General features: G+C 50.1%; 26 protein-coding genes. 12 read left to right on the plus strand and 14 right to left on the minus strand.

Annotated elements, in window-relative coordinates:
* The first annotated feature begins 106 nt into the window (after positions 1 to 106).
* The 6 genes from ygfZ (at position 107) to DFR27_RS08800 (ending at position 5,598) form a co-directional block, all read left to right on the plus strand.
* Complete coding sequence (ygfZ, locus tag DFR27_RS08775) at positions 107 to 919, plus strand: CAF17-like 4Fe-4S cluster assembly/insertion protein YgfZ (protein WP_121877092.1); 813 nt, start codon at positions 107 to 109, stop codon at positions 917 to 919.
* Positions 916 to 1,959, plus strand: coding sequence for a DUF3549 family protein (locus DFR27_RS08780; protein WP_121877093.1), 1,044 nt, complete (start codon positions 916 to 918; stop codon positions 1,957 to 1,959). The genes ygfZ and DFR27_RS08780 overlap by 4 nt, the downstream gene beginning before the upstream one ends.
* A 102-nt stretch (positions 1,960 to 2,061) precedes the next feature.
* On the plus strand, positions 2,062 to 3,498 hold the full coding sequence (gene sbcB, locus DFR27_RS08785) for an exodeoxyribonuclease I (protein ID WP_170150826.1): 1,437 nt from the start codon (positions 2,062 to 2,064) through the stop codon (positions 3,496 to 3,498).
* A 102-nt stretch (positions 3,499 to 3,600) separates the two neighbouring features.
* Positions 3,601 to 4,620, plus strand: coding sequence for an aspartate carbamoyltransferase (locus DFR27_RS08790; protein ID WP_121877095.1), 1,020 nt, complete (start codon positions 3,601 to 3,603; stop codon positions 4,618 to 4,620).
* An 11-nt stretch (positions 4,621 to 4,631) separates the two neighbouring features.
* Positions 4,632 to 5,006, plus strand: a complete 375-nt coding sequence (locus tag DFR27_RS08795) for a hypothetical protein (RefSeq protein WP_121877096.1) — start codon at positions 4,632 to 4,634, stop codon at positions 5,004 to 5,006.
* Positions 4,999 to 5,598, plus strand: a complete 600-nt coding sequence (locus DFR27_RS08800; protein ID WP_170150827.1) for a DUF4136 domain-containing protein — start codon at positions 4,999 to 5,001, stop codon at positions 5,596 to 5,598. The genes DFR27_RS08795 and DFR27_RS08800 overlap by 8 nt, the downstream gene beginning before the upstream one ends.
* Before the next feature lie 54 nt (positions 5,599 to 5,652).
* Here DFR27_RS08800 and DFR27_RS08805 read toward each other — a convergent pair whose 3' ends face one another.
* From DFR27_RS08805 to DFR27_RS08820, 4 genes are read right to left on the minus strand one after another with little or no spacing between them, the layout of a single operon-like run.
* Entirely contained in the window at positions 5,653 to 6,354 is a 702-nt protein-coding gene (locus DFR27_RS08805) for a potassium channel family protein (protein WP_121877098.1), read from the minus strand.
* Positions 6,341 to 7,222, minus strand: coding sequence for a patatin-like phospholipase family protein (locus tag DFR27_RS08810; RefSeq protein WP_121877099.1), 882 nt, complete (start codon positions 7,220 to 7,222; stop codon positions 6,341 to 6,343). The genes DFR27_RS08805 and DFR27_RS08810 overlap by 14 nt, the downstream gene beginning before the upstream one ends.
* Positions 7,222 to 7,776, minus strand: coding sequence for a DUF4136 domain-containing protein (locus DFR27_RS08815; RefSeq protein ID WP_121877100.1), 555 nt, complete (start codon positions 7,774 to 7,776; stop codon positions 7,222 to 7,224). The genes DFR27_RS08810 and DFR27_RS08815 overlap by 1 nt, the downstream gene beginning before the upstream one ends.
* Positions 7,777 to 7,786: 10 nt before the next feature.
* Positions 7,787 to 9,298, minus strand: coding sequence for an alkaline phosphatase (locus DFR27_RS08820; protein ID WP_121877101.1), 1,512 nt, complete (start codon positions 9,296 to 9,298; stop codon positions 7,787 to 7,789).
* A 144-nt stretch (positions 9,299 to 9,442) separates the two neighbouring features.
* On the opposite strand from DFR27_RS08820, the gene coaE reads away from it, so the two are divergent.
* From coaE to DFR27_RS08840, 4 genes are read left to right on the plus strand one after another with little or no spacing between them, the layout of a single operon-like run.
* Positions 9,443 to 10,036 (plus strand): dephospho-CoA kinase, encoded by a 594-nt coding sequence (gene coaE, locus DFR27_RS08825; protein WP_121877102.1) that lies wholly within the window; start codon positions 9,443 to 9,445, stop codon positions 10,034 to 10,036.
* A 9-nt stretch (positions 10,037 to 10,045) separates the two neighbouring features.
* Positions 10,046 to 10,261: a DNA gyrase inhibitor YacG gene (locus DFR27_RS08830; RefSeq protein ID WP_121877103.1), complete on the plus strand. Its 216-nt coding sequence runs from the start codon at positions 10,046 to 10,048 to the stop codon at positions 10,259 to 10,261.
* Between the two features lie 2 nt (positions 10,262 to 10,263).
* Positions 10,264 to 11,211, plus strand: coding sequence for a helix-turn-helix domain-containing protein (locus DFR27_RS08835; RefSeq protein WP_121877104.1), 948 nt, complete (start codon positions 10,264 to 10,266; stop codon positions 11,209 to 11,211).
* A gap of 1 nt (position 11,212) precedes the next feature.
* Positions 11,213 to 11,656, plus strand: a complete 444-nt coding sequence (locus DFR27_RS08840) for a hypothetical protein (protein WP_121877105.1) — start codon at positions 11,213 to 11,215, stop codon at positions 11,654 to 11,656.
* 132 nt (positions 11,657 to 11,788) lie between these two features.
* Here DFR27_RS08840 and lysS read toward each other — a convergent pair whose 3' ends face one another.
* The 9 genes from lysS to ampD all read right to left on the minus strand — a co-directional run bounded on the left by lysS (position 11,789) and on the right by ampD (position 22,090).
* Positions 11,789 to 13,294, minus strand: a complete 1,506-nt coding sequence (gene lysS / locus DFR27_RS08845; RefSeq protein ID WP_121877106.1) for a lysine--tRNA ligase — start codon at positions 13,292 to 13,294, stop codon at positions 11,789 to 11,791.
* An 8-nt stretch (positions 13,295 to 13,302) separates the two neighbouring features.
* Positions 13,303 to 14,398 (minus strand): peptide chain release factor 2 gene (gene prfB / locus DFR27_RS08850; RefSeq protein WP_121877107.1). Its coding sequence is split into 2 segments (ribosomal slippage): positions 13,303 to 14,325 and positions 14,327 to 14,398, totalling 1,095 coding nucleotides; the frame shifts between segments, so codons are not numbered across the junction.
* 129 nt (positions 14,399 to 14,527) lie between these two features.
* Positions 14,528 to 16,270, minus strand: coding sequence for a single-stranded-DNA-specific exonuclease RecJ (recJ, locus tag DFR27_RS08855; protein ID WP_245962638.1), 1,743 nt, complete (start codon positions 16,268 to 16,270; stop codon positions 14,528 to 14,530).
* Positions 16,243 to 17,643: a threonine synthase gene (gene thrC, locus DFR27_RS08860; RefSeq protein WP_121877108.1), complete on the minus strand. Its 1,401-nt coding sequence runs from the start codon at positions 17,641 to 17,643 to the stop codon at positions 16,243 to 16,245. Before thrC ends, recJ begins: the two co-directional genes overlap by 28 nt.
* Positions 17,644 to 17,653: 10 nt before the next feature.
* On the minus strand, positions 17,654 to 18,937 hold the full coding sequence (locus DFR27_RS08865) for a homoserine dehydrogenase (protein ID WP_121877109.1): 1,284 nt from the start codon (positions 18,935 to 18,937) through the stop codon (positions 17,654 to 17,656).
* A gap of 89 nt (positions 18,938 to 19,026) precedes the next feature.
* A complete protein-coding gene (locus DFR27_RS08870) occupies positions 19,027 to 19,779 on the minus strand; it encodes a DsbC family protein (RefSeq protein WP_121877110.1) in 753 nt (250 codons plus the stop codon).
* Between the two features lie 16 nt (positions 19,780 to 19,795).
* The gene (gene xerD / locus DFR27_RS08875) at positions 19,796 to 20,692 is read right to left on the minus strand and encodes a site-specific tyrosine recombinase XerD (protein WP_121877111.1); all 897 of its coding nucleotides are present in this window, start codon (positions 20,690 to 20,692) and stop codon (positions 19,796 to 19,798) included.
* A 28-nt stretch (positions 20,693 to 20,720) separates the two neighbouring features.
* Positions 20,721 to 21,551, minus strand: a complete 831-nt coding sequence (ampE, locus tag DFR27_RS08880; RefSeq protein ID WP_121877112.1) for a regulatory signaling modulator protein AmpE — start codon at positions 21,549 to 21,551, stop codon at positions 20,721 to 20,723.
* Positions 21,548 to 22,090, minus strand: coding sequence for a 1,6-anhydro-N-acetylmuramyl-L-alanine amidase AmpD (gene ampD / locus DFR27_RS08885; RefSeq protein ID WP_121877113.1), 543 nt, complete (start codon positions 22,088 to 22,090; stop codon positions 21,548 to 21,550). The genes ampE and ampD overlap by 4 nt, the downstream gene beginning before the upstream one ends.
* 265 nt (positions 22,091 to 22,355) lie before the next feature.
* On the opposite strand from ampD, the gene nadC reads away from it, so the two are divergent.
* Positions 22,356 to 23,201, plus strand: a complete 846-nt coding sequence (gene nadC / locus DFR27_RS08890; RefSeq protein WP_121877114.1) for a carboxylating nicotinate-nucleotide diphosphorylase — start codon at positions 22,356 to 22,358, stop codon at positions 23,199 to 23,201.
* A gap of 181 nt (positions 23,202 to 23,382) precedes the next feature.
* Here nadC and DFR27_RS08895 read toward each other — a convergent pair whose 3' ends face one another.
* Positions 23,383 to 23,871, minus strand: a complete 489-nt coding sequence (locus DFR27_RS08895) for a pilin (protein ID WP_121877115.1) — start codon at positions 23,869 to 23,871, stop codon at positions 23,383 to 23,385.
* Positions 23,872 to 24,283: 412 nt separating this feature from the next.
* Here DFR27_RS08895 and pilB point away from each other — a divergent pair, with 412 nt between their 5' ends.
* A complete protein-coding gene (gene pilB / locus DFR27_RS08900; protein ID WP_121877116.1) occupies positions 24,284 to 26,008 on the plus strand; it encodes a type IV-A pilus assembly ATPase PilB in 1,725 nt (574 codons plus the stop codon).
* Positions 26,009 to 26,012 lie beyond the last annotated feature (4 nt).

The raw sequence follows: 26,012 nt of genomic DNA on the forward strand, positions 1-26,012 counted from the left end.
CGCCACTAGGTAAGTCACGCACTTCAGTGTAGCTTTCGCATCAAGCTGCCTTGATTTTCTAGACTAGCGCCCCCATAACTAAGTTATATTGATCTACGAGGTTTTCATGGCTACCACCAACATTGGTCATCTCAGCATTTACGCCATTACCGGCGCGGATGCCGCAACATTTTTACAGAATCAAATTACGGCCGACATCAATAAGGTAACCGCCGAAAAAGCGGCCTTTACTGCTAGCTGCGATCTTAAAGGACGAGCCATTGCTACCTTTCTCATTGCCAAAATTGACACCGGCTTCCTAATTCTAGTTGATGAAAACTGTGCCGATGAGCTCGTTGCGCACTATCGCAAGTACGCCGCGTTCTCCAAGGTATCCATTGAGCAACGCAGTGATCTTTCGGTACACTTTTGCGCGCAAAGCGACCAACCTGCAACTAATCCCTTCAGTCAGCAAGACTCACTTATTCGCCACCCCAATGGCACTTCAGCTTGGCTGATTCAAGCGCAGGCTTCGAGCCAGCAAACATCTCTGCCAGCCGCTCGCGCCAATGTTGACGCAGGCGTTGTCTTTACTGACGCCTCCTCGAAGAGTGCGTTTATTCCGCAAATTATTGGCGTTGATCAACTTGGCGGTATCTCGTTTACCAAGGGCTGCTACCTTGGCCAAGAAATCGTTGCTAGAATGAAGTACCTGGGCAAATCCAAGAAATCGCTTCACCGCGCTAAACTTTCAGGTGTAGCACCCCACAACGGTGACGAGCTACAAACCGCTGAAGGGAAACTGGCCGGCACCGTCGTTGCTACCGCTGGAGAGCTTGGTGAATACCAGATCTTAGCCGTGATAAGCGATAAATTCGTCAATGACCCACTAACGCTAAATGGTGAAATGATCACCGAGCTAACAGCGAGTAACTCATGACTGACCAACTTCTCACCCTTAGCGCACTGCTAGAACAAGCGGATCTAGAAGTAGCAACTTACGATTTATCGCGACAGATCCAACGTATCGACCATGCCGATTGGCTGGCCTTTGAGCGCGGCGAACGAGCATGGGAGAATCCCGTCCAAGCTGCCGCAACCTTCGCCATAGTAGGTTTGAATAAGCAACAAATCGAAAACAGCGTGGTCTGGTTTTTCCAGCTTCCTTTAGACGAACGAATGCATCTAAATTTGGGCGCCCGCGATGGCCTAATTGATCAGTTATTGAGTCGCGCCGCCGCCAATGCGGAGAATCTGCAGGCGGAAGAGGCCAGCGATCTACAAGCCGCCGCCAAAGACCTTAGCGCGAGTATTCAACCACCCGTTGAACGGCGCGCCAAGTTCCACTCCATGCTGCGTGTTGATAATCAACTGGCTTCAACGGACGACTATCAGCTCGTCAAACGCTGGTTAGACAATCCCGAAGATCAGGATGTAGATCTCCTTCCTCTGCAAGGGCTCGCTGATTTGAGTGTCCGCTTGAATCAACCAGGCGTTGCCCAAAAACTCAGCGCCAATGCGCATCGCCTCAGTGTTCGACACTGGCAAATTCTTGCGCACCTTTTAGAGAATGAAGCGTTGCCAGCAGTACTGATTAAGACCATCGAAACACAGCTGCAAACCGAACTGACCAGTGACCGTGATGCCAGTAAAACCGCCGCTTTACTGCAAAGTCTGGCAGGCTGTGACACCAACTGCCGCGAGCGCAACCTGCTGCGAAGTTTGAACTCGGCACATGGCATTTCGGGCGATGTCATTGGTGTGGTGGCGGGACGTTTTTGGAATGATCTGCAACACCCCGATATTTGTCGCCAATTCTTTAGCAACGTACTGCTATTTAACGAAGGAACTAGCTTCATACCGGTGGTTCGACAGCTCATGACGTTTGAGCAACTGCGCCCGTTTATCATCGCCTGTCTGAATCAACCCTTTGAGGACGAACAACTCGAAGCGCTTCGCGTGAAGCATTTGGGCCACTAGTTTTTCACTTTAAGTAGCTTTGGTTGGCGCTTCTCTGCAATTAGAGTTGCGCCCAAGCCACCTTCTTCCCCATAATAGTCAAAATCTGAGTGGAGCATCACGGTGACAACCAACACCATCCTTTGGCACGACTATGAAACTTGGGGCGTAAACCCTAAGCTCGACCGACCATCCCAGTTTGCCGCCATTCGAACCGACGAACACCTCAATGAAATTGGCGAGCCCATTAACTGGTTTTCTCAGCCTACCTTAGATCGTTTACCTCACCCGCAAGCCGCATTAATCACCGGCATTTCGCCTATTGAATGTCTGCAGCGTGGTATGCCGGAACCAGAGTTCATTGCCAAAATTAACGCTGAATTCATGACGCCGAATACCTGCGGCGCCGGCTACAACAGCATCAACTTTGATGATGAAGTGACTCGCTTCACCCTGTTTCGTAATTTTCATGATCCCTATGAGCGAGAATACAGCAACAACAATAGCCGCTGGGACTTGATCAATGTGTTACGAATGGCCCGTGCTCTTCGCCCTGAAGGTATTAACTGGCCTACGGTTAACGGCAAGCCAAATTTTCGCCTAGAAGTCCTGAGTGCCGCCAACGGTATTAGTCATGAAAACGCCCACGACGCCCTCAACGATGTCCGCGCCACCATTGGCATGGCTAAGAAGCTTCGTGACGCTCAGCCAAAACTATTCAACTACCTATTCCAAATGCGACAGAAGCATAAGGTGGCCGAACTACTACATGTAGGCAATGGCCCGTTTATGCACACTTCGCCTAAGTTGGGCGCTGAGCGCCACTACACGTCGGCAATGTTGGCGCTGGGACAGGGTGGCAGTAATCGTAATTCGGTTGTGTGCGTTGACCTGAATACCAATAATGATTGGCTGCTGAGCGAAAGCGCCGAGACCATCCGCAACATCCTATTTACTCGATTTAGCGATCGTCCAGCGGGTTACGAATCTCCAGGGCTCAAGCAGATTATGCTCAATAAGTGCCCCGCCGTCGCACCGCTAAAAACAGCCACCGCTGACCCCGCTACCTGTGAACGACTACAGCTAGATGAAGGCGAAATAATGAGGCGCGCTGAACGCTTCGATGACCCAGCCATTCGCGCTAAGCTCTGTAGTGTTTTCAACAGCGAATATCAATCACCGTCGGTAGATGCTGAAGCCACCCTTTACCAGGGCTTCCCGTCACCAGGTGATAAGGCAACGATGGCGGAACTACGCACCGCGAGTGCCGACGATCTCGCCAGCAGAGTCTATCATTTTGCCGATGAGCGCTATAACCAGCTACTGTTACGCTACAAAGCACGCTTTTATCCTCAGACCCTGAACGATGATGAGCGCTATACTTGGCGAGAACTTTTACTCAGCCGCTTTACCGATGACGGCAGAGGTGAGCTAAGCTTAGAAGCATTCGCTGGCGAGCTTATGTTGCTCAGCCAGGATGCAGATATTATTAATAACGAGCGTAAGCTCAAGATTCTTAAAGATTTAGAGCGTTTTGCGCTATTAATTCAGAACGCTTAGCAGCTTTAATCTGCACACTTAGTAACTTACATTCAACACGCTCAGCGCAGATTGTTGCGCTGGCGAAGTAGAACGCCCAAAGTGACAATTTAAGAGGACATTATGCAGTTTCGTGGAGCCAACATTTTATCTATCGCTCAATTTGAGCGCGCCGACATCGAATCGCTCTTCACTACCGCAGACCTTCTTGCGCCCTATGCTCGCCGAGAGAAACGAACTCGCGTGCTGGACGGTGCAATTCTGGGCAATATGTTCTTCGAACCAAGTACCCGAACCCGCGTGAGTTTCGGCTCCGCGTTCAACATCCTGGGCGGTTATGTTCGTGAAACTACCGGACTAGAGAGCTCTTCGCTTAGCAAAGGCGAATCTCTCTACGACACCGCACGGGTCTTATCTGGCTATTCCGATGTCATCTGTATGCGCCACCCAGAAATTGGTTCAGTAGCTGAATTCGCTCAAGGTTCGCGCGTTCCTGTTATTAATGGTGGTGACGGACCCAATGAGCACCCTACTCAAGCCCTGCTTGACCTTTACACGATTCGCAATGAGCTACGCAGTTTCAATCGCAGCGTTGATGGTCTGCGTATCGCCATGATTGGCGACCTGAAGCACGGCCGAACGGTGCACTCACTGAGCAAGCTACTGTGCCTCTTTAGCAATGTAGAAGTTCGCCTCGTCTCGCCACAACCTTTACAGCTTCCCGCTGCGCTGGTTGAACAAATGCGCGCCGCCAATGTCAAAGTGACTATCACAGACAAACTTGAGGAAGGTATCCACGCGGTGGACATCGTTTACAGCACTCGTATTCAAGAGGAACGCTTTGCCGATCAAGCTGAGGCCAACCTCTACCGTGGCCAGTTCCGACTTAATCAAAGTATCTATACTGCGCACTGTGAACCCAATACGGTAATCATGCATCCGCTACCCCGAGATTCCCGAGCAGAGGCCAACGAGCTGGATATTGACTTGGATCGCAATCCCAATTTGGCCATCTTCCGTCAAGCGGACAACGGTGTTATCGTGAGAATGGCACTTTTTGTGAAAGTATTAGATGTGGAAGCAGAGCTAAAGAAATCTGAACAGCCTGTGATTTGGTATACACAAAGAAACAACACGCCTTAAGGATAATCATTATGACGGTTCGACTTCTAGCAATATTACTACTTTGTTTTTCGATGGCGGCCGAAGCGAATTGGCGCTCTGCCATTCCTCGGGTCACGCCTGAAGATATGGCACTACTTTCCACCGCGGTCTCGGAAGGCCTGAACGATCAACCCGTTGGTACCGAAGTAGCTTGGCAGAATGATGAAAGTGGCAGCTATGGAACGGCAAAATTGTTGCGACTGTTTACCCTAGGTGATATTCCCTGCCGTCGAATTCGCTTTACCGTAACGACTCCAAACAAAGATAACTGGCAGCTAGATTTCGATTTCTGCCTCAATGAAGACGGCTTATGGGAACGTCAACCCGGCCTCTTCAACATTCCTGAGGTACCGCAAAATGACTAATCGTTCCAGCACTGCCATAAGTTTATTTGCCGCAAAACTAACAGCCGGCATCACCGCCATCCTACTTCTAGCCGCGTGCGCGGGCTCACCCACTGCGGATTACGATCCGGATTATAATTTTGGTGGCAGCAAAACTTATCAGCTTGTCCCGTCATCAGCACTCGCTTCAGATGAAACCGCTATTTCTAGTCAGCTTCTTAACGATCGGATGGTTGCAAGCATTAAGGCGCAATTAGCTTACGCCGGCTACACCGAACAACAGGAAGGCGCCGCGCTGCAAATTACCTATCACCTAGAAAGCCTAAGCGCCTTCCGTGGCAACTCAGTTGGCGCGTCTACCGGCCTTGGCTGGTATGACTATCATCGCTATCCTATGCACTATTCACCGCGTTTCTATGGCGAACAAACCACGCTGAAAGAGACCGATAATGATAAAGTGAAAGTGACCATTGATATTTCCGATGCCGCATCTGAAAAATTGGTCTGGCGAGTCAGCTCCGCACGCAGGCTGTTAAATCAATCAACACCTGAGCGCTCAGAGGCGGCGGTAGATAAGGCGGTTCAGTACTTACTTAAAAACCTTCCAAGATAGGCCTGAAGAGGCACCAAGCTTTCCGCTATGCGCAGCTTTGTCAGCTGCGCTGTCTTAATTGTCTGGCGAAGCTTTGGCCGTGCGCTCCTGAAGGTATAGACCCACCAACCTCGCCAAGACAATCGTGAGGTAGAGCTGCCCTAAAATAGCCTCAAGAATAGTTACTGAGCGTGCCGCCGGTGCAACGGGTGTAATATCACCGTAGCCGAGGGTAGTCAGGGTAACGTAACTGAAGTACTCCATCTCAACCATTAATTCATGATAGTTCAATTGCCCCAGTACCCGCAGCTCGTCATTAAAGATGAACGAACCCGGCTGCCAGGCCTCAATGGCAAGATAAACGTAAGTCCAACTCTGCCCCATCATGAGATACACACACATTGCGGCATAGATAGTCGAAAGATTCGCGTGGCGGGCGTAAATTAACGTCAGCACCAAGAATACCGTCACCGAAATATGCGAGAGCACGAAGAGTACGTTGTTAATAGACTCTAGCTCCGGCATACCCAAGAAGGATACGAGAGAATTGTTCACGATGGCCGGAACGCTTGTTAGGCTAAGTATGATAAGCCACCTTCGACTATGGGAAACCAAGTAGATGGCGGCAAGCAAAACGCCCGCTGAGGTAACATTACCAATACTCGTTGCGAAGGCGCTTGCCGATAGAAAACCGGTGGCTAGGATATTAACAATCATCACCCAAAATAACGCGGTAAACGCGTAATGGGGATCGTGCGGGAGATCAAATTCCTTCATCGGCAGCCTGCTGTTTCATGGTATTTGCGGCAACTTGGTAGCCAATATCGGCTAACTCTTTAGCGCGCCAAAATTCATGGGTGGCGGATAAGTCCCTAGCGAATTCGAAGATCACATCGGGTGAGTGTGTCGCCAATTTCGTACGGGAAATAACCGTTTGCATAATATCAAAGCTGCGGTTGCTAATATCTAGTACGCCCGGCAACTCAACGACTTCATCATCATTATCACCCATTAAGTCAGCAATAAATGATGCAATTCGACCGCGTTTTTCGGTATTTTTAAGCGCCTTAGGCTGTTCGTTGTGACGACGACTTTGCGTTGATCGGGCCGCTAAATCCACTGCTACCGTCATATCGGTATGATCAGCCAGCGTTGGCGCTATGGGCACCGGGTTCAAAAGCCCACCGTCCACATAAACTCTGCCGTTAACAACGTGCGGGGAGAGGACATTTGGCACTGCTATTGAGGCCCGAATGGCGTCAAACAAATCGCCGCTTTGAAACCATTTTTCCTGACCTCGATGCAAATCAGTTGCAACGGCAGTGTAGCGAATATCTAGTTCTTCAATCTGCTTAGCGCCTACCAAGGAGCGGAGAGCATTCATCACCCTATCACCCTTGATAAAACCGCCAGCGCCCCAGTGTAGATCAGTGAGACGCAGTACGTCACCCTTTTCTAATTCGAACACCCAGGACTTAAATTCTTCGAACTTGCCGGCGGCATAGACACCGCCGATGAGCGCCCCAACAGAGCAACCTGATATTGACTCAATCTCATAGCCATTATCCAACAGCCAGTCAATTACCCCAATCTGAACCAGACCTCTGGCACCGCCGCTACCAAGAACAAGAGAGATACTAGCCATTAGCGACGGCGCGGTATGCTCTTATAGGCTTTCTTCAACGCCTCTTCAATGCGTGCTTTGAGCCCTTCAGTGGTAGCGGCATTTTCATGCACACCGCGGATTTCAATTGCGTAGAGGGGTTCTTGTGTCGCGGTATCGGCGAAGAGGATCACCAGTTGATCTACCGACACAAATTCGCTACTAGACTGAAAAACCTGACCGTCATGAACAATGCTCGCCTGCATGTTGTCACCGAGTGAGTTATCAATGGTATAAACAGGCTCTTCAAACACCTCCACTTCACTACGCCCCACTCGCCAAGTCATGGTAATCTGCGCGCCGTCGTTAACCACTTCATAGCCCTTTCGCTGTAACTCATTGTTCAATGAGGCGCGAATAGTGGTGTCTGCAATGGCCAGCGAACTTTGGGTACTCTGATCTAACGCATTATCCCCCCAGGCGAAGAACTCATATTCCGCTAGGTTAGTCTCTTTTTCATTGTGTTCAATGACGCGAAGACTTGAACAGCCAACAACTAGGCTACTCAGTACAATACTCACTAAAAATTTTCTCATGATCTACCTCTTACTGCTGGAAACCGAGGGCGTGAGCCATCGCGTGATATAAAAATGTTTGTTCTACAAAGCCGTGGAAGGCATGGGCCATGGGTCCACGCGCCATCACTACAACGTCCTCGCCACCATGATGTTCACCTCGACTTGGGATACGTGCGCCTTGGCGGAAATTGGGATGGGAAGGATCTAGCTCTCCATAGGCCTCATCCCGAGGCACCATAAAACCGGTGGTGTAGCCCAGCATGCTATATGGCTGACCATCTTCTGCTAACTCCACCTCATTGGTAGGGTGACCTCGCTCATCAGTACCGCGTACCCAATCGAAGACGCCGTTGCCTTTTGCTGGGTAACCGGCAAGCGCGAAGCTGTGACTATGGTCTGCTGACACCACTATTAAGGTATCCTGTTCAGAGGTCATAGCCATCGCCTGCGCCACAGCACGAGACATTTCTACTGCATCATGTAGCGCACGATAGGCGTTATTATAGTGATGGGCATGATCAATACGACCAGCTTCGATGAACAGGTAGTAGCCTTCTTCGCTATCCTCTAAACGACTAATCGCGGTGGCCGTCATTTCGGTCAACGACGGTTCACCGCCGGCATCGTGTGGTCGATCAACTTCAAACTGCATATGCGAAGGCTCAAACAGACCAAGTAAAGGCTGATCCTGAGGCGCATCACGAAGCTGCTGTTCATTCCAGACAAACTGACCACCAGCGGCTTGCCATTGCGCAACCAGGTCACGACCATCTTCGCGTCGTCCCTGCTGGTCCGGATACTCTGGGTCTGCGACGGTGTTCGGCAAGAAGCCGCGACGACCGCCGCCAAGAATAACGTCTACGCCATCGCCGTGTTCAAATTCAATTAATTGTCGCGCAATATCAACACAACCCATTTCGATATCAGCAGGGAGCATATCTTTGTCAGTTTCCCATTCGCGACTGGCAGCATGTGCGTAGGCGGCAGCAGGCGATGCGTGGGTAATACGAGCGGTGCTCACCAAACCTGTGGCCATACCTCTGTCTTCAGCCATTTTTAGCAAGCTCGTGACTTCATGCTCTGCCTGGCCGTCACAGACGTTGTAATCGGCAAACTCCGACAAACCAATTACGCCAGATTTGGTTTTCACCCCGGTGTGATAGGCGGTTGCGGTGCCCGCGGAGTCCGACACTTGATGGTTAGTGGTGTAAGTCTTTACTAGCGCGGTGTATGGGAGCGTTTCGAAACTCAGTAGGTTTTCTTCGCCATCTTGGCCACTAAGTTGCCCCTCTAAGATTCGCGCCGCCGTTTGCGTAGTGATACCCATACCGTCACCAATGAAGAAGATGACATTTTTAGCAGGTTTATTGATGGGCTGTTGGTTTAGCGCATTAGCTAGGTCCCGCTGGCCATCAATTATCCACTGATTAGTAGTTTGATCGGCAACCTCTGCAGTTGGCGCTACCGAGTTATCGGAGCAACCCGAGATAGTCATTGCACAAAAACCCGCCAATGCGGTCATCGAAAATCTTTTCATCATCACAAGCGCCCTATTTATCGTGTTTTTAGCGGTAATACCCCATAGTAGCTGCTCTGAACCCAGCGCTCAACATAAGGGCAGTGATTACATAGTATTAATGCCATTAAAACGCTAAACTAGGGTCGAATTTGGAAGAGTATTAAGATGATTTTAGGGGTAACAGGCGGCATTGGCAGCGGTAAATCCGCAGCTACAGACCATCTCCATCAATTGGGGGTCACAATTGTTGACGCTGACGTATGCGCACGTATTGTAGTTGAACCTGGAAGGCCAGCACTCGAAGCAATTTTCTCGCACTTCGGCGAACACCTCAAAGCAGCCAACGGTAGCTTAGATCGCGCCGCACTTCGGCAAATTATTTTTTCTGATTCTAGCCAAAAGGCTTGGTTAGAGGCGCTCCTCCACCCGCTAATACGGGAGGAAATTCAGGGCCAACTTCAGGACGCAAAAGGCCCCTATGTGGTACTGTCATCACCACTACTCTTTGAAACACAGCAAAGCGAACTCTGTGATCAGGTGCTCGTCATTGATGTTGATGAAGTAACACAAAAACAGCGAACTGCCAGCCGAGATGGCGTCAGTAGTGACCAGGTGGACGCTATCATGGCCGCCCAATTGGCACGAAAAAAGCGTCTCGACAAAGCCGATTATGTGATCGACAATAGTGGCACTATTGAGCAGCTACATAATGCCCTGCAACAATTTCACGAAGCGCTGATTCAGCGCGAAGTTTCATGAGACTAATTTATGACTAAGAAAGCGTCAGTTACCGCAACACCGCTCGTGGACTGCCCAACCTGTGGCATCGCCCACAGCTACGACACGGCATCACCTTACCGACCGTTCTGCAGTGATCGCTGCAAGCTAATTGATTTGGGTGAATGGGCCAGTGAAGGGCATGCTATTCCCGGTGAACCAGTCTGGGATGACATGATGTCAGACGAACTTGAGCTCAAGCATTAATCATGCAACCTGGCTTACTTGTTCACTCATCCGTTTTTAAGAACATCGCAGATTTAGCGGTGGTCTTTGGCTCGTCACCCAGTAAGCTGCTTGAAAAGTTCGATATCGACTTTTCGAAGCTCGACATCCCTGACAGCTACCTCCCCATGGACACCTACCACCGTGTTGTTGACGAATGTAAGCAACGCTTTAATCAACCCAACTTCAGCGCCATTTTAGGTGAGCTCCATGTAAATAGCCTCTTTAGCGGTTACAACGGCAACCTCCTCAGCATGAAGAACGTTTCGGCAAAGCTCAAAGAGTTTAGCGAACGCTGCGCTCACTTGCTTCCCGGCGTTTCCTATAAAAGTCACGTTACCGCTGACACGGCCTCCATCGAACTCATCAGTGAACAAACCCTACCCTTGAGCGCTCAAATACACGCGCTCAGTTTGATTGACCAACTGATTTGTCAGCTCACTAATCGTTCAGGGTCAATTCGCAGCTGGGTTGTCTCGGAGAAGCACGAGGGTGATTATCACCGCCCCGTGATGGTTGAGTCTGGACGGACGGCGCTTCATTTTGCTCCGGAATTGCTCGCTCAGCCGGTTAGCTCGGCGCAGTTAAAGCCAACTAAAAAGTTGACCGCTATTTTGGCCGTTATCCGTGAGCAGCTTAATATCGAAGATGCGTCGCTTGAGAGTGTAGCGGCGAGATTCAATGTTTCTGGCCGCCAACTTCAGCGCCAGCTAAAGGAAGCAGGTACTACCTTTCGTCACGCTCTGGACGCAGTTCGCTTTGATCGCGCGCGGGACTACCTAAAGAACCCATCATTCAAACTAGGATTGATTGCTAATTACTTAGGTTACTCGGAAGACAGCGCCTTCAGCCGCTCGTTTAAACGTTGGTCAGGTATGGCACCAAAATCTTGGCGTAGGATGACCTCAGATTCACAATCAAAGGATAGATAGCATGAAGAGTTTAAAGCACGGGTCCGTAAAATTAGCCCTAGGCATCACCGTTGGCCTAGCCACAGCTGGTACTCACGCTGATATTTATGTCGATAGCATTGCCGAGCAAATCTCTGGGGTCACCGATTCGATGAGCGAAGAGGGTTGGACCATGGAGTCCATCGTGATGTCGAAGTTGAACGAAAATTCCGACGACACCTGGAGCTTTGTTCCCACTCGCGGCCAGCGCTATCGTCTGGTTGCCGTCTGCGATCAGGACTGCCCTGACATTGACCTATTCATCTACGATCACCGTGACAACCTGGTAGATTCTGATGAAGAGGAGGATGCCTTTCCAGTGGTAACGCTACCTAGCGCCAACGGCAATAGCTACGATTACACCGTAAAGATGTATAGTTGTTCCGCTGAACCCTGCTATTACGCACTGGGTATTTACACCCAGTAGTAAGCTCACATGGGGCGCTAAAGCGATTCAATACGGGCGGCGCTAAGTTGCCCGAAGATATTTAACCGCTAGCGCTAACAAAAAAGGCCGAATCACATGATGATTCGGCCTTTTTTTGCTAGCAGGAGTGAATTACTCCGGACGCATATGAGGGAATAACAACACATCGCGAATTGAAGGACTGTTGGTCAATAGCATAACCAATCGATCAATTCCGATACCCTCTCCGGCTGTTGGCGGCAAGCCGTACTCCAGCGCACGAATGTAATCGTGGTCGAAGTGCATAGCTTCGTCATCGCCCGCATCCTTGTCGGCTACCTGCGCGGCGAAACGCGCTGCCTGGTCTTCCGCATCATTAAGCTCCGAGAAACCGTTAGCAATTTCCCGACCACCGATAAAGAACTCAAAACGGTCCGTCACATCCGGGTTGTCATCGCTACGACGAGCAAGCGGCGAAACTTCGGTTGGGTAGTCGGTAATGAAGGTGGGTTGAATGAGGCGTGATTCAACCGTCTCTTCGAAGACTTCAGTTAAAATCTTGCCGTATCCATAACGCGCTTCGATCTTCACACCCAGTGACTTCGCTACCGCAGTAATCCCTTCCAGCGTATTAATATCCTCGGTCTTTAACTTCGGATTGTAAGCCAGAACGGAATCAAACATGCTTAAGCGAGCAAAGGGCTTGCCGAATTCATAGGTAACAGAATCAACCACTTCGCCATCACTATTCTTCGTTGTATTAACCACGTCAGTTGAGCCTAACACATCAAGGCAGACCTGGCGGATCATCCCCTCGGTGAGGTCCATCAAGTCACGATAGTCCGCGTAGGCTTGGTAAAATTCCAACATGGTGAATTCAGGGTTGTGACGCGTAGAAAGACCTTCGTTACGGAAGTTACGGTTAATCTCGTAAACCCGCTCATAACCACCCACTACCAAACGCTTCAAATAAAGCTCAGGGGCAATTCGCAAATAGAGGTCCATATCCAAGGCATTGTGATGCGTCACGAACGGGCGTGCTGACGCGCCGCCGGGAATCACGTGCATCATGGGGGTTTCAACCTCCATAAAGTGCTTGTCGCCCAGGAAATTACGAATAGACTGAATCACCGCCGAACGGGTGGCAAACACATTGCGTGACTCTTCGTTCATAATAAGGTCAACATAACGCTGACGATAACGCTGTTCGGTATCGGTCAAGCCGTGAAACTTATCCGGTAGTGGGCGCAGGCTCTTAGTTAACATCACTGCACGGTGCATATCTACAAACAAGTCACCCTTACCCGAGCGCTGCACTGGACCTTCGATACCAACGATGTCACCAATATCCCATGTCTTCACATCGGCAGCCTCGGCCTCCGACAATACCTTACGATTGATATAGAGCTGGATCTGACCAGAAACGTCCTGAAGCACCATAAACGCACCGCGCTTACGCATAATTCGACCCGCCACCTTTACTCGGTGATCCAAACTCTCTAGGGTCGGCTTATCGTGCTCGGCAAACTGCTTCTGCAAATCGGCCGATAACGCATCACGGCGCCAGTCATTCGGGAAGGCGTTACCGCGCTCACGCAGGCCATTCAACTTGGTACGGCGCTCTGCTACTAGCTTGTTTTCTTCGCTGCTATTACTCATAGTTTTTCCTACAGGCCGCTCTTCAAACTGGCGACAATAAATTGGTCAATATCGCCGTCGAGTACGGCATTACAATTCGATGACTGCACACTAGTACGGAGATCCTTGATACGTTGATCGTCCAGTACATAGGAGCGAATCTGACTTCCCCAGCCAATATCCGACTTAGTATCTTCCAACGCCTGGGCACTGGCACTGCGCTTTTGCAGTTCCAACTCATAGAGCTTGGCTTTTAACTGCTTCATGGCTCGGTCACGGTTTTGGTGCTGCGAGCGTTCACTCTGACACTGAACCACAATACCCGATGGCTCATGGGTAATACGCACAGCTGAGTCCGTGGTGTTAACGTGCTGTCCACCCGCGCCGGAGGCACGATAGGTATCGGTGCGCAAATCGGCAGGGTTGATTTCAATTTCAATATTATCGTCGATTTCAGGAGATACGAACACTGAGGTAAAGGACGTATGTCGGCGGCCACCGGAGTCAAAGGGGCTCTTACGAACTAAACGGTGTACACCTGTTTCGGTACGAAGCCAGCCGTAGGCATAGTCGCCTTCAAACTGAATGGTCGCACTCTTGATACCGGCTACATCACCCGCCGAACATTCCACCAGACTGGTTTTGAAACCCTTTGAGTCACCCCAACGAAGGTACATACGAAGTAGCATTTCCGCCCAATCTTGAGCTTCAGTGCCACCGGAGCCAGATTGAATATCCAGGAAGCAATTGTTTGGGTCCATCTCATTGGAGAACATCCTGCGAAACTCGAGCTCTTCCAACAGCGTAACGATATTCGCTAACTCGGTTTCAACCTCGGTAACCGTGTCTTCGTCATCTTCCTCTACGGCTAGTTCAAGCAAGTCCGAGACATCGTCGACACCGGCGTCAACGTCGTCAATGGTCTTGACCACGCCTTCGAGTAGTGACCGCTCTTTACCCAGTTCCTGGGCTAATTTAGGATCGTCCCAAACGGACGGTTCGCCAAGCTCTAGCTCAACTTCTGCAAGTCGGTCTTTCTTGTTGGCATAGTCAAAGATACCCCCTCAAGATATCAACGCGTTCGCGGACATCTTTGATGGTATTGAGGATCGGATTAATTTCCATTTAGTGGCTAACCATTATCAAATTCGAATTAGGCGGCGATTCTACTTCAAAGCCATAAAAAAATCATGTTGTTTGCGAGTATAGCGAGCGAAAGTCAGTAGCGCCAAAGCGCAATAAATCCAACAGCTTTCAATCGTAGACGACATCGAGGTGACGTAACATTAACTGCAGCGATTCATTCCCTCGCCAACGATTGACATCAAGCTGATACACGGCGTGAATTTTCGACGTTTGTTCATGCCATCGGCGGTCCGCAGTTTGATAGTTAAAGAGGATACCATCCACCAGATGCTGACGATTATCTACCGGCGCTAGGGTCAACTTAACATGCTTGTCCTGAAGAACTTTGCTGGACACCACGAAGAACTCGCCATCAAAGCTAGGCTCTGGAAAACCTTGCCCCCAGGGTTGAGCTGTGGATAGCAGCTTGGCATTATCAGTGTGCAAGTCTGCACTAGTAAGTACGCCATCGGACAATAGGGTTTCGGTCAGATCGTCCGCCGTTAGCTGGCTGCGAACCACCTCGTCAAAACGCTCACAGAACGCTTCGAAATGAGCTCGGTGAATACTCAATCCAGCAGCCATGGCGTGCCCCCCGAATTTGTGGAGCACCTCTGGGGCTTGTTTTGCAACTTGATCCAAGGCATCGCGCAGATGTAAGCCCGGGATACTTCGCCCTGACCCCTTAATAAAGCCGTCGCTTTCATCGGCAAAAACGATGACCGGACGATGATGCTGTTCTTTGAGTCGGGATGCGACGATACCCACCACACCAGCATGCCAGCTGGGCTCGTACACACATAGCCCCCACGGTAGTTCACCCGTCAAGGTAATAGCTTTAACGGCAACTGCGGCTTCAGCCTGCATGGACGCTTCAATCTCGCGCCGCGACACGTTGTATTGATTGAGCTGATCAGCTAGGGTCATGGCCTGCGAGTCATCGCTAGTGAGCAAACAACGAATTCCTACGCTTATATCATCTAATCTCCCCGCGGCGTTGAGCCTGGGGCCCACTGCGAAGCCTAAATCTGTGGCTTTCGCTACTACAGGATCCCGCTTGGCAATCTGTAACAGCGCCTTAATTCCCGGCCTACATCGGCCGCTGCGAATTCTTGCTAGGCCCTGGCTAACTAGCAGGCGATTATTAGCATCTAATGGCACCACATCCGCTACCGTCCCAACGGCAACGATATCCAGCCATTGCGCGAGATTGACCTGCTCAACAGCGGTATTACCCAGCGCCCGTAACCTTGATCGCAGAGCAATCAGAAGATAGAACATAACCCCAACACCGGCTAGGTGCTTCGAGGGAAACTCACACCCGTGTTGATTAGGATTGACGATTTCTGAAGCGTCTGGAAGTTGATCACCAGGAAGGTGGTGGTCGGTCACCACGACATCCCAGCCATAGCTGCGTGCCAAGGCCACGCCTTCCACACTAGAAATCCCGTTATCAACGGTGATGATCAGATCGGGCGACCGCTCCCGTGCCACCTCAACAATTTCAGTGGAGAGCCCGTAGCCGAACTCAAAGCGATTCGGCACAAGGTAGTCAACGTGGTTGGCGCCTAGGGCGCTGAGACCCAGCATTGCTAATGCCACGCTGGTAGCGCCGTCGCAGTCGAAATCACCCACAATAAGAATACGTTTTTGCTCAGCAATCGCGGCGGCGACAATTTCGGCGGCTTCGGACAGCCCCATCATCAGGGTGGGCGGTAACAGCTGTGCGAGTGATTGAGGAAGTTCAGCCTCAGATTGAATACCCCGATGGGCCAGAACCCGAGCCAACAGCTCGGGGTAGTTATCAAGGGGCTTGGTCAGCGCCTTGCGACGCTGAATATTGACTAGATGTTCACCTGCTGCTGAATCCACGATTGCACGGTTTCCAAGTTATTTTCAATAACCTCATAGGACTCTTCGCGGTCAAGCAAATCAGTCAGATGAGCGGGAAGCACCACCTCCTGATCTACCCCAGAGGCCTTAACAGCATCTTCGAATTTAGCGGCATGTGCTGTGGCCAAGCATACCATTACCTCGTCATCACTGCGACGACAAGCCGCCGCGGCACCAATACCAATTGCAGTATGCGGGTCAGCTAAATAGCCGGACTGTGCAAAAGTATCTCGAATCCACGTCAAAGTGTCTTCATCATCCAGCGCAGCCGAACTAAAGTGCGTAATCACATTTTGGTATACCTCCGCCGGCAGCGATAGTTCGCCCGTGGCGGCAAAGGATTCCATCTCCGCCTTCAGTGCCTCGCCGTTTTGATCAAAAGCGTCGAAAAGTAAGCGCTCAAAGTTACTAGAGACCATGATATCCATTGACGGCGAATAGGTCTTCTGCAGCCCCTGTTTTGAGTAATCATTGGCTGAAATGGCGCGATGAAGAATATTATTGGCATTGGTAGCAACCACTAGCTGACCAATAGGCAAGCCCATCTGCTTGGCCAAGTAACCGGCATAGATATCGCCAAAGTTGCCGGTTGGCACACTAAAACTAATTTGCTTCTGCGGCGCCCCCAGGGCAAGTGCTGACGAGAAATAGTAGACAATTTGCGCCATAATCCGCGCCCAGTTAATGGAGTTTACCGCAATTAACTGGCGACCTTCTGGAAGGAAAGATTGGTCTGCGAAACTGGTTTTGACCATTTGCTGACAGTTGTCAAAATGACCTTCAAGCGCAATGTTGTGGACGTTATCTGACAACACCGTCGTCATCTGACGCCGCTGCACTTCCGAGACCCGCTGGTGTGGGTGCAAAATGAAGATATCGAGATGATCACAGGCAACACAGGCCTCAATGGCTGCGGAACCGGTATCACCCGAAGTAGCGCCCATCACAACACCGTGTTGATTACGCTTACTAAGGAAGTGATTCAGCAATCTACCAAGTAGTTGTAGAGCGAAGTCTTTAAACGCTAATGTAGGGCCGTGAAACAGCTCTAAGACCCAGGTGCGCTGGTCAATCTGCACCAGTGGCGCAACAGCCGAGTGATTAAACTGCGCGTAGGCATCATCTATGAGGGCGCGAAAATCGACAGCGGAAATACACCCTTCCACGAAGGGCCACATAATTTCGAAGGCAAGCGCCTCATAACTCAATGTCGCGAGCCGAGTGAGATCCTCATTGCTAAACTTTGGGAGCTCAGTGGGGACAAATAGGCCACCATCATTCGCCAAACCTTTTAAAAGCACATCTTCGAACGACAATTGCTCGGAGGCGCCTCGAGTACTTTGATACTTCATAGCATTAACCTTAAAAACGCGTTTCGACACGTATCATTGCAATATCACCTACCACGCCATCCAGCGCTTTAAGGTCAATGAGAGCCTGATTGAACAACCACTCGCGAACGCCATGTGTGAGCAACACAACGGTAACTTGGTCATCTTCAGCACTTTGTTTCTCTTTCTGCGAGATAGCCTCAAGGCTAATTCCGTGGTTGGAGAAGGCACTGGTGATGGCGGCCATTACCCCCGCCTTATCAATGGCCTTGAAACGGATGTAGTAGCTCGATTCCGCATCTTCAAGCGGCAAGACTTTTCCTTTAGTTTGCTTCGGACGAATTACTCGCGCCGCCTCTCCTGCTTTAACAATGTCTACCACGTCGGCGATGACCGCGGAGGCAGTAGGCTCGGAGCCTGCTCCTGCGCCAACGGAAAGTACGCCACCCACCGCATCACCATAGAGGAAGACGGCATTCAGTGCGTCATCAACATTGGCCAAACTGTGTTTAACGGGGACCAGAGCTGGGTGAACGCGTAGCTCGAAACCGTGATGTCGACGGCGGGCAATACCAAGATGCTTGATGCGATAGCCCAACTCTTTGGCGTATTCAATATCCGCGGGGGTAATCTTGCTAATCCCTTCGGTGGACACTGAGCCAAATTCAAAAGGCTTATCGAAACCGAGTGATGCTAGGATCTGTAGCTTGTGCGCTGCATCGATACCTTCCACATCAAAAGTTGGGTCCGCCTCGGCATAACCTAAACGCTGAGCCTCAGCTAAGGCGCTTTCAAAGGTTTTACCTTCGTTAGTCATTGCGCTCAGGATAAAATTGCCGGTACCGTTGATGATGCCTACAATGCTGTGAATTTCATTCGCCGACAAACCCTCTGTTAGGGTCTTGATGATTGGTATACCACCGGCAACTGCGGCTTCGTAGCGCAGCACCACTTCGCACTCTTCAGCAAGTTTGAACAGGTGATCACCGTGCTCAGCAATAAGCGCCTTGTTGGCGGTGACAACGTGCTTACCGTTCTTAAGCGCGGCCTCAACCAAGTCCTTTGCAACCGTGGTGCCGCCAATTAGCTCAATGAGAATATCAACGTCATCATCATTGGCCACCGCAAAAATATCTCGGCTTAGTTTGATGTTGGCAACATCACATTGAGTGGAATCAGAACGCGCTCCGATGTGATTGATCACCACTCGCTTACCCGTTCTCCGACGAATTAGATCGGCATTGCGTTCGAATATATTTACAACACCGCTACCAACCGTACCTAAACCACACAGACCTAATTTGACTACTTTCACGCTGAACCTCAATATTTTTCGGGAGAACTCCCCCAGTTAAACCGAGAGTATCAGACACCCAAGGTAGGTCAATTACACTAACTTATGGTTTATATTCCCAATTGTTGAAGCAGCACTTCAGTTGGCTGTGCGCCCGGAATCTTAGTGCCATCCTCAAGGAAAATATGCGGGGTAGAATTTACACCCAATGACGAACCAAAATTGTACTGATCGCGCACCGCATCGGAGCAATTGGCGGCCTGAAATGACTCACCTGCAAAGGCCTCATTTAAGGAGCCCTTGGGGTCACGTGAACACCAGACGCCCGTCATTGTTCGATAAGCCGTAGGCTGTCGACTTTGAGTATCTCGCGGGTAAGCCAGATAGACCACCTCGACACCGGCATCATTCAGCTCATCCAGCTGACCATGAAAGCGGCGGCAATAGCCGCAGGATACGTCCGTAAAGACATAGATCCGCGCTTTCTTTTCGCTACTGGCAGGGTAAATTAGCGCTTCACTGAGATCATAGTTGGCAAGCTTTTCTGCACGCTCTGGCATCATTCGCTCTTCTTCAATATCCACCGGTGAATTACCACTGATGCGAAATACCTTTCCGGTAAACAGGTGCTCACCGTCATTCGATACGTAAATTGCTTCCGGAGAACCGATGATAGGCACCATGAGCCAGCCCTCAACAGAAGATGGCGCCGGTGTTCCCCAGGGGATCTGCGGGTAGATACGCTGCAGATTAGCTTGGGCTCGGTCCACGTTTGCTTCGGCCTGCGGTACTAGCGCCTGACCGATAGATGGGACAGATAAACTCAAGGCCATTAGGGCCACAGCAATTTTGAACAACTTCATGATATAAATTCTCTCTTTAGCCTCTAGGGTGATGGGTACGATGTACGTCACCTAAACGGGCTCTACTAACGTGTGTATAAATCTGAGTGGTGGATAAATCGCTATGCCCCAACAACATTTGCACCGCCCGTAAATCTGCTCCGTGATTTAGCAAGTGAGTGGCAAACGCATGGCGCAAAACATGGGGAGAAATTGCTTCCTCTAACCCAATAGCCGCCGCATATTTTTTTATTCGATACCAGAAAGTCTGGCGGGTCATCAGGGTCCCTCTTGAAGAGGGAAATAGTACGTCACTTTGCTGCGCTTTTAACAGCTCGGTACGTGCACTTTTCATATAGCGAATAAGCCAGTCTTCGGCTTCTTCACCCAACGGCACAAGTCGGTCCTTGGAACCCTTTCCAGTAACGCGAATAAGACCTTGGTTGATATTAAGCGACAAGATGGACAAATTTACGAGCTCGGATACCCGCAACCCCGTTGCGTACATCAGTTCGAGCATGGTGCGATCGCGGCATCCTAACGCCGATGTAACATCAGGCTCAGCTAATAGCAGTTCAACCTGTTGCTCACTAATATCCTTGGGAAGGCGCCGTCCAAGCTTAGGTAATTCAATATTTGCACAGGGGTTGTCGGCGCGGTAGTTACTGCTAATTAACCACAAACAAAGATTACGCAAACTCGAAAGCCGCCTCGCTTGCGACTTGGCCGACGCTTCCCCTTTAAAGCCGTTAGCTAACCAATGCTTCACATCATCACTATTGAACTTATCAAGCGAGATATCGGCAAAGCGGATGAACTGACTGACATCGCGGCGGTAACTCTCACAGGAGAGTTTTGATAGGCCTGCTTCAAACTGCAGATAATGACACCAGCCTTCGAGCCTATCCCGATTAGCTGGGCTCAATTCGGACATCACACTAACAACTACCCGCGCAATTCACTTAAGCACCAGCGATGGCTAACAGACTAAAGGCCGCCAACCACACCAACTCGGCATTTTGCACCAATTGAAAGAGCCGCTCGAAGGGTTTTTCACCTTCATCTTGAGCATCATTATCCACCACCAGTGCCGCCTTAGCGCCATCACAGAGTAGGCGGCTAGTGCGAATATGGAAGTCAGTTAGCGAACGCATTAATACGGGGATAGTGGTACTAAAATTACCGACAAACGCGTAACCCAACAACGCCAACCTAGCGGGAATCCACCCTGCCATATGACGTAACTTAAAGAACCAGCTGTCGTGCGCAGCACCAATAAAGATAAGCCGCCAAGCCATGGCGAACAGTGCGCCTAAACCAAAGAAGCTTTCGCCCAGCCAGTACCAAAATAAGATGGCAAAGAAGTCAATAAAAGCACGACGGGCAAGGGCCTGCCACACCAACTTATAGGCGCTTTCGCTATCTGTAGGATTATCATAACCAAGATCCTTCGCTGCTTGAGCACCAACCTCCATCATCTCGCCCGCTACCAACTGCTCACGATAATCATCAAAATGAGCACGAAGGGACTGTTCGCCCAAGATCTGAACCAGAACAAAGAGATCAATCAGGACTAACGCTAAACTGCCCATCAACCCCATGGGCGAAAGCAGCCAATAGGCTGAAGCAAGCCCACCCAGCGGTAGCGCCAGGTAAATAAACCTACCAACAGCCGTACCCTTATCGCCACTGACATTCCACCAATTACCCAGCCACACTCGGCGCTGGAGACGATGCCAACCCTCACCCTTGCGATAAAGTAAATACACAACCAAAACTACAAAGAAGCTCATGCTTTCTCCAATTCTTCCCTAAATTCTTTCCAGGCAAACTGCGGCCCGGGATCGGTCTTGCGACCTGGTGCGATGTGCTCGTGCCCAACCACTCTCTCCGAAGAAAGCGCTGGGAAGTAATCCTGTAACCGCTTTACTAGGTCACGTAACACCTGATACTGCGCGGGTTCGTACCCATCTTTGTCACAGCCTTCCAGCTCAACGCCAATGGAGAAATCATTACAGTTAGTGCGCCCATTGAATGACGACAACCCAGCGTGCCAAGCGCGGCTAAAACAATTCACGTACTGAGTAAGCGTACCGTCTCGAGCGATAAAAAAATGTGCCGAAACTTCCAAACCTTCGAGGTCAGCAAACGAAGGATGTTCCGTCCCGCGAATTCGATTTAGAAACAGCCTATCTACCCACGGGCCACCATAACTACCCTCTGGCAAGCTAATACAATGTACTACCAGCAGGTCTACCTGACAGTCCGGTCGCTCATTAAAATTGGGCGACGTTCTTTTCTCGGCATTGTCTAACCAACCGTCCCACTGCAATGGCGGACTCCTTCTAGTTCGCTTAGTAGCAGTATGGGGGGCTATTATCCTGAGTTCAAGAGCGCCTTAACGGGAATTCCACCTGAGCAAACCCTCAACTCACTGAGTTTGCCTAGCACTACAAAATTTTCACTGCCAAAATAGCGGCTTGCATTATTACCTCCGCGATTTGCTGTGCTAGAATTCGCCCAATTGGGAGAAATGCCAGACCAACGGCACACCCCCTTAACGCCTGACAGAACTAACAGCTACCCAAGGACCAACCATGAGCATTGCCGCCCACCTTCTCAGCGCTGAAGACATCGCCAACCAAGTAACTCAAGCCCTGCTTGAAGATGTTGGCTCCGGTGATATCACCGCACAGTTGATTAGCGCAGAAGCGACAAGTAATGCCCGCATTATTACCCGCGAAGGCGGTGTGTTTGTAGGCAAACAGTGGGTGCTTGAAGTATTCAAACAGCTAGACCCCAGCGTTGAGATCCACTTTGCGGTGGAAGATGGCGATCGCCTTGAGCCCAATCAAACTCTTTACACCCTAAGTGGTAGCAGCCGAAGCCTTCTTACCGGAGAGCGTGCAGCACTCAATTTCGTTCAGATGTTAAGTGGCACCGCTACAACATGCCGCCGTTATGCCGACATGGTTGAAGGCACTAGCGTTCGCCTACTCGATACGCGCAAAACTATCCCCCTTTTCCGCAACGCACAGAAGTACGCCGTAAGCTGTGGTGGCTGTTTCAATCATCGAATTGGTCTCTACGACGCCTTCTTAATCAAAGAAAATCACATCGCTGCCTGCGGCGGCATCCAGCAAGCCGTTAGCCGTGCCCACGAGATTGCGCCGGGTAAACCGGTAGAGGTAGAAGTGGAAGATCTGCACGAATATCAAGAAGCCCTTGATGCCGGCGCCGATATCATCATGTTGGACAACTTCAGCCTCGCCGACCTGCGCTCAGCGGTTGAGATGAATGGCGGTCGTGCCAAACTAGAGGCCTCTGGGAACGTGACGGATAAAACGTTGCGCCCCATTGCCGAAACCGGTGTTGATTTCATTTCCATTGGGGCGCTGACGAAGGATGTAAAGGCGTTGGATTTGAGTATGCGGGTGGGTTAGTTTTTTAGGTAAACACCGCTTCTCAAGAAAAACTTGTCACTAATTAAGCACCCTAAAGTAAAGCTAGCTTTAAATGCTTAAGACTATCTCAAACCTAACATGCACAAAAAGGGGTAGCTCACTGCTACCCCATAAAGTATCTCTGTGATCTGATTTCTCGCTTAGAAAAAAGCCTTATCGCTTAGTCACACCCTTTAGGCGCGTGATTATCTGTACCACCATTTGCAGCGACAGGAGTATATTCACACGTCCAAGTACCGTTTAGATCTCTGTCGAGTTGAATAGTTGCACCTTTAACAGCCGGCGACACACTCGCGGTAGCATCTGCCGAAAAGACGAAACGAATGTAGCAAGCATCTGCCGCACAGCCGTCCGAATAATCCGAGCTCACAACTCCAGTTGTAAGAGCAACCAGCTGGGGAGCTCCAAGAACGTTATCTGTATCAGTACTTAATGAAACAGAAGCTGGTAGAGCGATACCAGTAGTTTCTCCACGAAGAATTAACTCTTCGTAAGCCGTTTTAAGGGGGCTAATTGTCGCTAGTCCAGTAGAAGCCTCAGAGCGCGCAACATAGTTTTGGTACTGCGGAATCGCTACCGCAGCCAAAATACCGATGATCGCAACAACGATCATCAATTCAATTAAGGTGAAACCCTTTTGGTTTTTCATGATAAATCTCCATTATAAAATTTTATCGCATCACAGCGAAAACTGCTGTTGCCTAGACACAAGCATTTACCGTGCCAACTTTATATGAGTAACCACTTACACCCTTAATTTTTAGCTCAACATAGGGACTAGCCTCTGAGCCGCACGTGTAATCTAAGTTAGATGCTAGATATCCAGCTAACTCCTCCATTAGCGAGTGACAATTTGCGTCACTCAACTACAACCACACTATACATTTCGCGTCACTCTGGTGACAGCAACTATGCGGATAGGAGCAACTCACCAACTTAAGCTGTACCTTGTTCTCTCATCATTTTTCCAACACCATCACCTTTTCCGCCTTAATGGAGCTGTTTAGGTGCTATTAATTGGGTTAAGCTAAGTTTAATAATCACAATGATGAAAATTTGCTATGGCTTATCTGCAAAACGATGCAAACCTCTTAAAGCGGCTAGCGGAAGAAAAACTGCTGAGCGAAGAACAACTCGAAGAATTACCTCCCCTGTTAAAGCGGGAGGAAGACAGCACCATTGCTTACCTGGTTAAGAATGAATTGGTGCCAGCAGCAGTGCTTGCTCGTTCGCAGAGTAAAGCCTATGGCTCGCCGCTGTTCGCGGTAGATGCAATGAACCCCGAAATGATCCCAGAAGAGATACTCAAACCGGAGCTTATCGAGAAGCTTCAGGTTTTACCTCTTTACGTACGCGGGTCACGGCTATTTATTGCCTCTAGTGATCCGTCTCGCTTTGACGTCTTCGACGATATTAAGTTCGCCTCAGGCATGAGCATTGACGTTATCACCGTTGAACACCCAGCACTTTTAGAAGCAATTAGCGCCTTTCTGAAAGGTTCAGCCGGTGAAACAACTTCAGGCATGGATGACCTGGATGACGAAGAGCTTGACGACATCGAGACCGTTGAAACCGAGGTTAATGATGACGCTAGCGCGGAGGGGGCCTCCGAGACCCCTATCGTCCGCTTCGTTAACAAGATGCTGTTCGATGCCATTAAGATGGGATCTTCAGATTTACATTTCGAACCCTATGAAAAGGCCTATCGCGTTCGCTTCCGTACCGATGGCGTATTACACGAAGTAGCTCGCCCTCCTATTGCTACCGCCGGCAGAATTTCCGCTCGCCTCAAGGTACTGAGCCAGATGGACATCTCGGAGCGGCGCAAACCACAGGACGGGCGAATCAAACTCAAGGTTTCCAAAACCAAAGCTATCGATTTCCGGGTGAATACACTACCCACCTTGTGGGGCGAAAAGATTGTTCTTCGTATTTTGGATCCAACCAGCGCTCAGATGGGTATTGATGCGCTGGGCTATGAGGATGATCAAAAGCAACTCTTCATGGATGCGCTTAGTCGGCCTCAGGGAATGATCTTGGTCACCGGCCCTACGGGTTCAGGGAAAACCGTATCACTCTATACGGGTCTAAATATTCTCAATACGGAGGAGCGGAATATCTCCACCGCCGAAGATCCGGTTGAGATTAACCTTGAGGGGATTAACCAGGTTAACGTGAATGCCAAGGTGGGCCTGACTTTCTCCACCGCGCTACGCTCTTTCCTGCGTCAGGATCCTGATATTGTGATGGTTGGTGAGATTCGAGATTTAGAGACGGCGGAAATTGCCATTAAGGCAGCGCAAACTGGCCACTTGGTACTCTCCACGCTCCACACTAATTCGGCACCGGAGACGTTAACTCGCCTAGCCAATATGGGCGTTCCTTCGTTTAATATTGCCACCTCCGTCAACCTCATTATTGCCCAGCGATTAGCAAGGCGGCTCTGTAAGAATTGTAAGATTCCAGCCGAGGACATTCCTCAGGAGGTTCTTCAGAAAGAGGGCATTTTGGATTGCGGCTTCGCCGTTGAGGACATGGAGCTCTATCACCCCAACCCTAAAGGCTGCGGTGGTTGTACCCGCGGCTACAAAGGGCGTGTTGGTATTTACGAAGTAGTTCGCATTACTCCTACTATCTCTCGGATTATCATGGAAGAAGGGAATGCAATTCAAATCGCAGATGCCGCCGCCGAAGCCGGCTTCAACAATCTCCGTATTTCAGCCTTACGCAAGGTTTGTATGGGTGTAACTAGCCTCGAAGAGGCCAACCGAGTAACCAACGACTAATTAT

The organism is Umboniibacter marinipuniceus, from assembly GCF_003688415.1.
Lineage (GTDB): Bacteria > Pseudomonadota > Gammaproteobacteria > Pseudomonadales > DSM-25080 > Umboniibacter > Umboniibacter marinipuniceus.

Excerpts from the sequence above, each read along its gene's own strand:
- DFR27_RS08815 (WP_121877100.1), bottom strand. The coding sequence starts at position 7,776 with ATGAGAAAATTTTTAGTGAGTATTGTACTGAGTAGCCTAGTTGTTGGC.
- DFR27_RS08895 (WP_121877115.1), bottom strand. The coding sequence starts at position 23,871 with ATGAAAAACCAAAAGGGTTTCACCTTAATTGAATTGATGATCGTTGTT.
- DFR27_RS08840 (WP_121877105.1), top strand. The coding sequence starts at position 11,213 with ATGAAGAGTTTAAAGCACGGGTCCGTAAAATTAGCCCTAGGCATCACC.
- DFR27_RS08820 (WP_121877101.1), bottom strand. The coding sequence starts at position 9,298 with ATGATGAAAAGATTTTCGATGACCGCATTGGCGGGTTTTTGTGCAATG.
- DFR27_RS08790 (WP_121877095.1), top strand. The coding sequence starts at position 3,601 with ATGCAGTTTCGTGGAGCCAACATTTTATCTATCGCTCAATTTGAGCGC.
- ygfZ (WP_121877092.1), top strand. The coding sequence starts at position 107 with ATGGCTACCACCAACATTGGTCATCTCAGCATTTACGCCATTACCGGC.
- DFR27_RS08810 (WP_121877099.1), bottom strand. The coding sequence starts at position 7,222 with ATGGCTAGTATCTCTCTTGTTCTTGGTAGCGGCGGTGCCAGAGGTCTG.
- lysS (WP_121877106.1), bottom strand. The coding sequence starts at position 13,294 with ATGAGTAATAGCAGCGAAGAAAACAAGCTAGTAGCAGAGCGCCGTACC.
- DFR27_RS08830 (WP_121877103.1), top strand. The coding sequence starts at position 10,046 with ATGACTAAGAAAGCGTCAGTTACCGCAACACCGCTCGTGGACTGCCCA.
- nadC (WP_121877114.1), top strand. The coding sequence starts at position 22,356 with ATGAGCATTGCCGCCCACCTTCTCAGCGCTGAAGACATCGCCAACCAA.
- DFR27_RS08780 (WP_121877093.1), top strand. The coding sequence starts at position 916 with ATGACTGACCAACTTCTCACCCTTAGCGCACTGCTAGAACAAGCGGAT.
- DFR27_RS08800 (WP_170150827.1), top strand. The coding sequence starts at position 4,999 with ATGACTAATCGTTCCAGCACTGCCATAAGTTTATTTGCCGCAAAACTA.
- thrC (WP_121877108.1), bottom strand. The coding sequence starts at position 17,643 with ATGAAGTATCAAAGTACTCGAGGCGCCTCCGAGCAATTGTCGTTCGAA.
- DFR27_RS08805 (WP_121877098.1), bottom strand. The coding sequence starts at position 6,354 with ATGAAGGAATTTGATCTCCCGCACGATCCCCATTACGCGTTTACCGCG.
- DFR27_RS08835 (WP_121877104.1), top strand. The coding sequence starts at position 10,264 with ATGCAACCTGGCTTACTTGTTCACTCATCCGTTTTTAAGAACATCGCA.
- pilB (WP_121877116.1), top strand. The coding sequence starts at position 24,284 with ATGGCTTATCTGCAAAACGATGCAAACCTCTTAAAGCGGCTAGCGGAA.
- ampE (WP_121877112.1), bottom strand. The coding sequence starts at position 21,551 with ATGAGCTTCTTTGTAGTTTTGGTTGTGTATTTACTTTATCGCAAGGGT.
- xerD (WP_121877111.1), bottom strand. The coding sequence starts at position 20,692 with ATGTCCGAATTGAGCCCAGCTAATCGGGATAGGCTCGAAGGCTGGTGT.
- DFR27_RS08795 (WP_121877096.1), top strand. The coding sequence starts at position 4,632 with ATGACGGTTCGACTTCTAGCAATATTACTACTTTGTTTTTCGATGGCG.
- DFR27_RS08870 (WP_121877110.1), bottom strand. The coding sequence starts at position 19,779 with ATGAAGTTGTTCAAAATTGCTGTGGCCCTAATGGCCTTGAGTTTATCT.
- coaE (WP_121877102.1), top strand. The coding sequence starts at position 9,443 with ATGATTTTAGGGGTAACAGGCGGCATTGGCAGCGGTAAATCCGCAGCT.